The sequence below is a fragment of the Sphingobacterium faecale genome (assembly GCF_016746095.1).
Taxonomy (GTDB): domain Bacteria; phylum Bacteroidota; class Bacteroidia; order Sphingobacteriales; family Sphingobacteriaceae; genus Sphingobacterium; species Sphingobacterium faecale.
Genome location: NZ_JAERTY010000048.1, coordinates 1 through 530 on the forward strand (window position 1 = coordinate 1; position 530 = coordinate 530).

General features: G+C 34.2%; 1 protein-coding gene. It reads right to left on the minus strand.

Features of this window, described 5'->3' with window-relative positions:
* The coding region (locus JKG61_RS23435) for a hypothetical protein (RefSeq protein WP_202105316.1) at window positions 1–429 on the minus strand (429 nt) is incomplete at its 3' end.
* Window positions 430–530: the final 101 nt, after the last annotated feature.

Below are 530 nucleotides of genomic sequence, written 5' to 3' on the forward strand. Positions count from 1 at the left end.
TCGCCCCAATTCATATCCTAAAGCCCCCATAACCTGAAGCTCCAATAGTTTATATGTATTAGGATTTAATTTAGATTTGTAAGTATCTAGAATTAATAATGATTCATCTCGCAATTGAAATTGAAGCATTACACTATTAACCACATTATTTCCTGTCATGCCTTTCATCAAATCAGTTCTTCTAGCGCCTTCATTCAATTGCTTAATCTTCCACAAAACTTCGTATTTGGCAGCCCCCCGTCCTGAAAATGTGGCATCCCAATTTTCTCTGAGCATAGGGATATTATTATTATAACCATCTTCAATGGAAAAAAACATTCCTCTTTTAGGTTTCAGTTTAACATGCACACTATCATCAACTTCGACCAACATTTCTTCCATAATATTTGGCACTTCAATTCCCCCTAACTTTTGAAATGATAAATTCATATTAATCCAAGTCCAGACATCCAATGAATCTAATTCAAAACTGTAAATTCCATCTTTATTTGAAGCAATTAGTGTTCGGTAAGGATTTCGGAACGATTCTA